Source organism: Streptomyces sp. ActVer, from assembly GCF_027270795.1.
GTDB classification, from domain to species: Bacteria; Actinomycetota; Actinomycetes; order Streptomycetales; family Streptomycetaceae; genus Streptomyces; species Streptomyces umbrinus_A.
The window spans coordinates 1-9,469 of sequence record NZ_JAPWHT010000037.1; the positions used below are offsets into that span (position 1 = coordinate 1).

The window sequence follows — 9,469 nt, forward strand, 5'->3', positions numbered from 1 at the left end:
GCGGCCCGGGGTGCGGTCGCCTCCGCCTGCGCCCAGTACGCCGAGGCCGTCGGGGGCGCTCGCGGCGGCAGCGAGCAGGCGGGCGACGAGGACGAGCTGGTCGTCGGCATCTCGGCTCCCGCCGGGCCCATCGCCGCGGGGGCCGCCTACAAGCAGGCCGAGCAGGCCCTGTCCGTCGCCCGGCGGCGGGGGCGGGTGCTCGTCGAGCACGAGGATCTGGCCGCGGGGTCCGTGGTGCCGTTGCTCGCGGACGACGCGGTGCGGGCGTTCGCGGACGGGCTTTTGAGGCCCCTGTACGAGCATGACGCCACCGGGCGGGGGGATCTTGTCGCCTCGTTGCGGGCGTGGTTGTCGCGGCACGGGCAGTGGGACGCGGCCGCGGCGGATCTTGGGGTGCATCGGCATACGTTGCGGTACCGCATGCGGCGGGTCGAGGAGATCCTCGGACGGTCTCTGGATGATCCGGATGTGCGGATGGAGCTGTGGCTGGCGCTCAAGACGACGGCTTCGGCGGAGTAGGCAGGGCATTTTTTCGCCCCCGCCGCCCCTACCCATTCCCGTCACTACTCGGGGGCTCCGCCCCCCGAACCCCCGCTCCTCAAACGCCGGAGAGGCTGAAATACCTCAGGGGCGCGGGGAACTGCGCGACCAGCCACAACGCACCCGCACCCGACAACGCACCCAACGGGGTCTGGGGCGGAGCCCCAGAAGGATGGGACGGGTAGGGGCGGCGGGGGCGAGGAACAAGTCCGGGACTAGGCCAAAGCGGCGCACCCCGGCAGGTGAGTGCTACGACTCGGACAGGCGCCGCCAGGGCACCGCGGGCCTACCGTGGACGGGAAAGACCAAGAAATCCCCCGAACGCGGAAGGGCCCGGACTCGCACATGACCTCCACCCACGCCTTCTGGCTCGCCGGCCGCCAGGCCACAGGCGAGTCCACCTTCGACGTCACCTCCCCGTGGGACGGCCACCCCGTCGGCAAGGTCTCCGTACCGACCGACGCCCAGGTCGAAGAGGCAGTCGCCGCCGCACACGCCGTACGGGACGAGTTCGCCGCCACCCCCGCCCACGTACGCGCCGCAGCCCTCGACCACGTAAGCCGCCGCCTGGTGGAGCGGACCGAGGAGATCGCCCGGCTCATCTCCGCCGAGAACGGCAAGCCGGTCAAGTGGGCCCGCGGCGAGGTCGGCCGGGCCGTGTCCGTGTTCCGGTTCGCGGCCGAGGAGGCCCGTCGGTTCAACGGCGGCGAGGCCCAGCGGCTCGACACCGACGCCGGCGGCCAGGGGCGCCTCGCCCTCACCCGCCGCTTCCCGAAGGGCGTCGTCCTCGGCATCGCGCCCTTCAACTTCCCGCTGAACCTCTGCGCCCACAAGATCGCCCCCGCCATCGCGGCCGGCGCCCCGATCATCCTCAAGCCCGCTCCCGCGACCCCCCTCTCCGGACTGCTCATCGGCGAGTTGCTGGCCGAGACCGACCTGCCGGCCGGGTCCTGGTCCGTGCTGCCCGTCGCCAACGACAAGATGCCCGCCCTCGTGCAGGACGAGCGGCTGCCCGTCATCTCGTTCACGGGGTCCGACAAGGTCGGCTACGCGATCATGGACTCCGTACCGCGCAAGCACCTCACCCTCGAACTGGGCGGAAACGGCGCAGCCGTCGTGCTCGCCGACTGGGCGAGCGACGAGGACCTGGACCGGGCGGCCTCGCGGATCGCCACCTTCTCCAACTACCAGGGCGGACAGTCCTGCATCTCCGTACAGCGGGTGATCGCGGACGCGTCCGTGTACGACAGGCTGCTGCCCCGCGTGGTGGCCGCCGTCGAGGCGCAGGTCACCGGCGATCCGGCCGACGACGCCACCGACGTCGGGCCGCTGGTGAGCGAGGACGCCGCCAAGCGCGTCGAGACGTGGGTCGACGAGGCCGTGAACGCCGGTGCCACGCTGCTCGCGGGCGGCAAGCGCGACGGTGCCTCGTACGCGCCGACCGTGCTGGCCGACGTGCCGGCCGATGTGACCCTCTCCTGCGAGGAGGTCTTCGGGCCCGTTCTCACTGTGCAGAAGGTGGAGGGGGAGGCGGCCGCCTTCGCCGCCGTCAACGAGTCCAAGTACGGGCTGCAGGCAGGCGTGTTCACCCACGACCTGCAGACCGCCTTCCGTGCCCACCGTGCGCTGGAGGTGGGCGGCGTCGTGGTCGGTGACGTGCCGTCCTACCGCGCCGACCAGATGCCCTACGGCGGCGTGAAGCAGTCCGGGGTCGGGCGTGAGGGCGTGAAGTTCGCGATGGACGACTACACGTACGAGCGCGTGCTCGTGCTCACGGGACTCGCTCTCTGAGATCAGGCGCGAGGCGTCATGCGACGGCCGGAGTCCGCTGTGCGGGGACTCCGGCCGTTGTCGTACCTCGTCCGGACCCTCAGCCGGAGAAGCCGACGTGCGCGAGCCGCACCGGGCCGCGCAGCCCGATGTGCAGGTCGTGGATCTCGGTGGTGCTGAACGGGATGGCGACGGTGGTGTAGTCGTACGGTCCCGGCGTGGCCGGGACATCGAGGCGGGCGATCACCGGGCCGCCGTCCAGGGCCAGTTCGAGTGAGCCCTCGCCCGACACCTCGACGGTGACGGTCCCGGTCGCCGGGCCGAAGTCGCAGCCGCGGTAGACCAGTTCGGCGGTGTTCCCGTGGTTCCCGTGGTGCCCGTGCGCGGGTGTGACCGCGTCGCCCGACAGCTTCGTACGGTCGACGATCTCCGCACCCCGCTGCTCGTCGAAGTCGGCCGCGTTCAGGCCGTGTTCGAGGACCGGGCGCGGGGTTGAGGGCGTGCCGTCCAGCTCGATCGTCCCGCGCAGACGGATGTCCTCGCTGGACGCGCCCACGAGGAGTTCGTACGGACCCGGCTCCAGGCGTCGGATGCCGTGGACCACGTCCCAGAACTCGAAGGCGGACAGCGGGAGTTCGAAGGCCAGCTCGGTGGAGGCGCCGGGGAGTACGTGGATTCGGCGGTGGGCCAGCAGTTCGCGGCGGGGGCGGGAGACCGAGGGGGTCACGGCGCGGGAGTAGAGCTGGGCCACCTCGTCGGCCGGTGTGCTGCCCGTGTTGGTGACCGTGAAGGTGACGTGCACGGAGTTCTCGCCCGCGTGGGCCACGAGGTTCCCGTACTCGAAGGACGCGTACGACAGGCCGTGGCCGAAGGGGAAGAGCGGAGTGCCCTCGAAGTACAGGTACGTCTGGCGGCTGCCGATCACGTCGTAGTCGAGGAGGTCGGGGAGGTCCGCGTCCGAGGCGTACCAGGTCTGGGGGAGCCGGCCGGCCGGGGAGACGTCGCCCGCCAGGACGCGGGCCAGGGCCGTGCCGGCCGCCTGGCCGCCGTGGGCCGTCCAGAGGACGGCGGGGAGGTCCGTCGGGTCGGTCGCGTACGGGTAGGAGGAGGTGATCACCAGGGCCGTGCGGGGGTTCGCGGCGCGGGCCGACTCCAGGAGGCGCTGCTGGTGGGCGGGGAGGGCGAGGGTCGTGCGGTCCTCCGTCTCGCGGCCGTTGATGTGCGGGTCGTTGCCCGCGACCACCAGGACCACGTCCGCTGCGGCGGCCGTGCGGGCCACCGTGTCCTCGCCGCGTTCCGTGATCTCCAGTTCGAGGATTTCCGGGTTCTGAGCGGCAACCTTCACGCCGTCGGCGGTGACAGAGACGTAGCGACCCGTACCGACGTGCTTCAGGAGGTGACCGTTCTCGTGGGATTCGTTGGATCCATGAGATTCGTGAGGCTCCAGGCGGAAGGTCTCCTGGACGACCCAGCCGCCGGGCTGGTCGGCCGAGGCGCGGACGTAGCCGTCGTCGGCGACCGAGAGGTAACGGCCGTCGGGGGCGCGCAGGGTGAGGACGCCCCCGCCCCAGTCGATCAGCGCGAGTTCGGTGCCCGTGGTGTCGGTGGTGAGCGGGGGCAGGTCCGTGCGGCCCGCGAGGAGGGCCGGGTCCAGCGCACCCTCGGCGCCGCGGACCTCGTCGGTCGCGTCGTCCGCCCGCGGCACGCTCAGATACGTTCCGGCGGAGGTCTTGACGCGTACGCGGTCCACACCCTCGGCGAAGTCCACGCGGTCGGCGCCGAAGCGCTCGTAGAGGCCTTCGAGCGGGGTCGAGCGGTGGATGAGGGTGCCGCTGTACCAGTCGAGCTTGCACTCGTCGGCGAGGAGGCCCACCACCGCGATGCGGGTGTCCTGCCCGGTGAGGGGGAGCAGGCCGTCGTTCTTGAGGAGGACGATCGCCTGTTCCGCGGCTTCCCGCGCGAGAGACCGGTGCGCGGGCGTGTCGAAGTCCAAGGCGCCGGCGTACGGGTCCAGGCGCGGGTCGAACTCGCCGAGGCGGAAGCGGATCGCGAGCTGGCGGCGGACCGCCGCGTCGATGTCGGACTCGGTCAACAGGCCCTGGTCCAGGGCTCCCTGGAGGCGTTCGACGATCTTCGAGCTGTCCGTGCCGTGGTCCGTGAAACTGTCGACGCCGGCGACCAGGGAGGCGGCCGTGGCCTCCTCGTGCGTGTCGAAGTAGTGCTCGGAGTCGACCAGGTTCGAGGGCGCGCCCGCGTCCGAGCAGACCAGGAGGTCCTGGTCCGTCCAGGTGCGAAGCTGCTCGCGCAGATACGGCGACACATGGTTGGGGCGGCCGTTGACCAGGTTGTACGCGGGCATCACGCCGGCCACCGTGCCCGCCTCGACCGTCTCGCGGAAGGCTCGCAGGTCGTACTCGTGCAGCACACGCGGGCGGACGGAGCTCGACGCGGTCGCCCGGTCCGTCTCGTTGTTGTGCGCGAGCCAGTGCTTGAGGACCGGGGCCGTCCGCCAGTACGCGGGATGGTCGCCGCGCAGGCCCCGGGTGTAGGCGGTGGCGATCGCCGAGGTCAGCTTCGGGTCCTCCGAGTAGCCCTCCTCGTTGCGGCCCCACAGGGGGTGGCGCAGGAGGTTGACCGTGGGCGCCCAGACGTTGAGGCCCACACGGTCGTCGCGCGAGCGCATCGCGCGGGCCTCGGCGGAGACCGCCTCGCCGACGCGGTGTACGAGCTCGTCGTTCCAGGTCGCGCCGAGGCCGACCGCCTGTGGGAACACCGTCGCCGGGCCCATCCAGGCCACCCCGTGCAGCGCCTCCTGGCCGGTGCGGAACGCGGCGATGCCGAGCCGCTCCACCGCGGGCCCGAACTGGTGCAGCATCGCGACCCGTTCCTCCAGGGTGAGCCGCGACAGAAGATCGTCGATGCGCTTCGCGAACGGCAGCTGCGAGTCGCGGAAAGGCGGCGTTTGAGCGGTCACGCGAGGATCCCTCTGTGGAAGGTGCGGGAGAACGGTGAAGGACTTTCGAAGCGCTTCGATGCTCATTCGACTCCGGGCTGGGTGTCAAGACACCCCGACGCAACAACTCCGAATCCTCACTGCCATCCCAAGGGCCGGAAGCGACCGGTTCAGACCTTTATACCTCCGAGGAATGTTGGAATCGGCTCTTGTGCACCCCCAGGTGTTCACTTAACCTCGCAGCAACATCGAAGCGCTTCGACTCTCGTCGATAGTCGAAGATGTCGTCCCCGGAGGGTGCGCATACCTCCGAGGTCCGCTTCAGCTCAGCCAGTTCCACTCAGACACCGCAGCCGACGGCCCCCACCGCCGGGTGTCCTGCTGTGCGCCATGAAGGGTTGACGCAATGACGCCGAACTCCGCCACTTCCGCTCCCAGTCGGAGAAGTTTCCTCGGCTCCACGGCGGTCGCTGCCGCCGCGGTGGCCGGCGGGATACCGCTGCTGGCCGCCTGCGGCGGTTCGCAGGAAGGCCGCAAGGAGGGCACCACGTCCGGGAAGGACGCGAAGAACCTCCTCCCGGCCTTCGTGGCGCAGAACGTCGTCAGCCCCGACATCCCGGCGAAGAACGGCTCGTCCGCGGGCTTCACCAAGGCGATAGCCACCGCAGACCTCAAGACCTCGGTCGCGAAGAAGCTCGGCAGCGGCGGCAGGCTCAAGGTCATGGCGCCCTTCTGGGGCACTCCTCCGTCGGGGAGCAACCCGTACTACCAGGCCATGAACAAGGCCATCGGCGTCGACGTCACCTGGCAGAACCAGGACGGTGTCACCTACGACGCGAAGCTCGGCGCGGTCCTCGCCTCCAGCGACATCCCCGACGTGGTGGTCGTGCCCGGCTGGAACCTGATGGGCAAGATCCCCGGCGCCATCAACGCCAAGTTCGCCGACCTCGGCCCGTATCTCTCCGGCGACGCGGTCAAGGACTACCCGAACCTCGCGGCCGTCCCGACCGACGCCTGGCAGCGCTCCATCTTCGGCGGCCAACTGCGCGCCATCCCGATGCCCGCGTCGTACGTCACCGACATCGCGCCCCTCTACCGCAGGGACCTCTTCGAGAAGAAGGGGTACAGCGTCCCGAAGAGCCCGGACGAGTTCCTGTCCTGGGCCAAGGAGGCCACCGACGCCAAGTCGAAGGTCTGGGCCTGCGACGACATGAAGTGGACGTCGTTCAACATCTACGGCGTCCTGTCCGGCAGCGACAAGGCGCTGTGGTGGAACCTCGACGGCGGCAAGCTGATCAACCGCATCGAGACCGACGAGTACCTCGAAGCCCTGGAATGGACACGGAAGCTGTACGCGGCAGACGTGGTCCACCCGGACGCGCGGTCGGGCAAGGCCGGCGGCGACGCGGGCAACCGGTTCTCGGCGGGCGAGGTGCTCGTCTACAACCAGAACATCTCCTCCTGGTGGGGCAAGATGTCCGAACAGCTCACCCAGAAACCGGACTTCGACATGGCCGCGTTCGACATCTTCGGCCCCGACGGCGGCGACCCGAGCCTGTGGGCGGTCCAGCCCGCCAACATCTTCACCTTCATCAGCAAGAAGGCGTCCAAGACACAGATCAAGGACTTCCTCGCCATCGCCAACTTCTGTGCCGCGCCGTACGGCACCACGGAGTTCATGCTCACGAACTTCGGCGTCGAGGGCACCGACTTCGAGGTGAAGAAGGGCCTGCCCACCAAGACCGAGAAGGGCGTCAACGAGGTCAACGGCGCCTTCGACTACACCGGTGACGCGGCGCCGTTCGTCGCCCACCCCGACCTCCCCGAGGTCACCAGGGGCATGGTCGAGTGGCAGCAGCGGATGGGCGCCTTCACCAAGAAGTCCTCCTTCTACGGGCTCACCGTCACCGAGCCGAACCGCTGGTCCAACCTCGCCGACGACTTCGAGCAGTTGGAGGACGACGTCGTACGAGGGCGCAAGAAGATCAGCGACGTCCAGCAGGCCGTCTCCGACTGGAAGCAGCAGGGCGGCGACAAGCTGCGCGACTGGTACAAGAAGCTGCTCGACGACAACGGCTCCTCGGCGAACTGACGCCGGACCGAGGCAAGGAGAAGGCCGTGTCGCACAGCACGGTGCCCCGGGGCAGGGCCCAGGCGAAGACGCAGACGAAGGACGGGGCGGATCCGTCGACGGATCCGCCCGGGGCGGGACCGGTGACGTCGGCGAAGTCCGGGTCCGGGAAGCCGGGGAAGTCCGGCAAGGGCGACGGGCTTTCCGGGAAGGTCGGTCTGCGGATCCGGCTGCGGCGCGACCGCACGCTCATCCTGATGACGGTGCCGGCGATCCTGCTCATCCTCGTCTTCAACTACATACCGGTGTTCGGCAACGTCGTCGCCTTCCAGGACTACGACCCCTACCTGAGCGACAACGGCTTCGTCGCCATGCTGCAGAGCCCCTGGGTCGGCTTCGAGCAGTTCGACCGGGTCTTCGCCGACTCCGAGTTCTGGCACGCCGTGCAGAACACCTTCGTCCTGTTCTTCCTCCAGCTCGTGCTCTTCTTCCCGATCCCGATCCTGCTCGCGCTGCTCATCAACAGCGTGCTCAGGCCCCGGGTGCGCGCGATGGCCCAGGCGATCATGTATCTGCCGCACTTCTTCTCCTGGGTGCTCGTCGTCACCGTCTTCCAGCAGATCTTCGGCGGCGCCGGCATCATCGCGCAGACGCTCGCCGACCACGGAAGCACCGGCTTCGACCTGATGACGGACCCGGAGAGCTTCAAGTACCTCGTCACGCTCCAGAGCGTCTGGAAGGACGCGGGCTGGGGCATCATCGTCTTCCTCGCCGCGCTGTCGTCCGTGTCGAACGACCTGTACGAGGCCGCCGCGATGGACGGCGCCAACCGCTGGCGCCGCATGTGGCACATCACGCTGCCCGCGCTGCGCCCGGTGATCGCCCTGCTGCTGGTGCTGCGCGTCGGTGACGCCCTCACCGTCGGGTTCGAGCAACTGCTGCTTCAGAGACAGGCGGTGGGACCCGACGCATCCGAGGTCCTCGACACCTATGTGTGGTGGAACGGCATCCGCAACCAGGACTTCAGTTACGCGGCCGCCGCCGGGCTGATCAAGGGCATCGTCGGTCTGACCCTCGTCCTCGTGGCCAACAAGGTCGCTCATCTCATGGGCGAGCAGGGGGTGTACAAGAAGTGACCGCTCTCATCGACAAACCGGCCGAGGCCGACGTGAAGCGCGACCGGGGACCGAGCCGTTGGGCGGCCCCGCCCCGGCCGCCCTGGGAGGAGAAGCCCAGCCAGGTCGGCCTCGCCTCCAAGGGCCTGGTCCTCACCGTCGCGGGCCTCGCGATCCTCTTCCCCCTGTGGATCGTCATCGTCACCAGCCTCCAGTCGAAGAAGACCATCGACGAGGCGGGCGGCCTGGTCGTGATCCCCAAGGGCATCACGTTCATCGCCTACCAGGAGCTGCTCAGCGGAGGCCAGGTGCAGCGCGCGGCACTCGTCAGCCTCGGCGTCACCCTCGTCGGCACGGTGTTCAGCATGGCGGTGTCGGTGCTGTGCGCGTACGGGCTCTCGCGGAGCGGGTCGCTCGGGCACCGGTGGATCCTGATGACGCTGCTGGCCACGATGTTCTTCGGTGCGGGGCTCATTCCGACCTATCTGCTGGTGCAGGCGCTCGGTCTCACCGACACCTATCTGGCGCTGATCCTGCCCAGTGCCGTGAGCGTCTTCAACATTCTTGTGCTGCGGTCCTTCTTCATGGGCATCTCGTCCGAACTCATCGACAGCGCGCGGATCGACGGGGCCGGTGACTGGCGCATTCTGTGGAAGATCGTGATGCCGTTGTCGCGGGCGGTCATCGCGGTGATTTCGCTGTTCTATGCGGTGGGTTATTGGAGTGCGTGGTTCAACGCGTCCATCTACCTGACCGATCAGGACATGATGCCATTGCAGAACGTCATGATCCAGCTCGTGCAGAAGCAGGAACGGCCGGTGGGGCTCGCGACCCAGGTCAACACCGGGCAGTTGTCGTCCCTTGCCATTCAGATGGCCGTGATGGTGATGGCGTTGCTGCCGGTTGCGATTCTTTCGCCTTTTGTGCAGCGGCATTTCAAGAAGGGCATGCTGACCGGCGCGGTCAAGGGGTGACTGGCGTCCCCCTTCTGGCTTGGCTCGGAACTGTTGGGTTGTTTGT

General features: G+C 69.0%; 6 protein-coding genes. 5 read left to right on the top strand and 1 reads right to left on the bottom strand.

Annotated features, from left to right (window positions below; genetic code table 11):
* The coding region (locus tag O3Q52_RS08995; RefSeq protein WP_269648285.1) for a CdaR family transcriptional regulator at window positions 1-519 on the top strand (519 nt) is incomplete at its 5' end.
* Window positions 520-885: 366 nt separating this feature from the next.
* On the top strand, window positions 886-2,331 hold the full coding sequence (locus tag O3Q52_RS09000; RefSeq protein WP_269648286.1) for an aldehyde dehydrogenase family protein: 1,446 nt from the start codon (window positions 886-888) through the stop codon (window positions 2,329-2,331).
* Between the two features lie 79 nt (window positions 2,332-2,410).
* On the opposite strand, the gene O3Q52_RS09005 is transcribed toward O3Q52_RS09000, so the two are convergent.
* A complete protein-coding gene (locus O3Q52_RS09005) occupies window positions 2,411-5,284 on the bottom strand; it encodes a glycoside hydrolase family 3 C-terminal domain-containing protein (RefSeq protein ID WP_269648287.1) in 2,874 nt (957 codons plus the stop codon).
* A gap of 385 nt (window positions 5,285-5,669) precedes the next feature.
* Between O3Q52_RS09005 and O3Q52_RS09010 the strand changes: the two genes are divergently transcribed.
* From O3Q52_RS09010 to O3Q52_RS09020, 3 genes are read left to right on the top strand one after another with little or no spacing between them, the layout of a single operon-like run.
* A complete protein-coding gene (locus O3Q52_RS09010; protein ID WP_269648288.1) occupies window positions 5,670-7,355 on the top strand; it encodes an extracellular solute-binding protein in 1,686 nt (561 codons plus the stop codon).
* Between the two features lie 26 nt (window positions 7,356-7,381).
* Window positions 7,382-8,470 carry a sugar ABC transporter permease gene (locus O3Q52_RS09015; RefSeq protein WP_269648289.1) on the top strand — a complete coding sequence of 363 codons (1,089 nt, stop codon included), beginning with the start codon at window positions 7,382-7,384 and terminating at the stop codon, window positions 8,468-8,470.
* A complete protein-coding gene (locus tag O3Q52_RS09020; RefSeq protein ID WP_269648290.1) occupies window positions 8,467-9,423 on the top strand; it encodes a carbohydrate ABC transporter permease in 957 nt (318 codons plus the stop codon). Before O3Q52_RS09015 ends, O3Q52_RS09020 begins: the two co-directional genes overlap by 4 nt.
* Window positions 9,424-9,469: the final 46 nt, after the last annotated feature.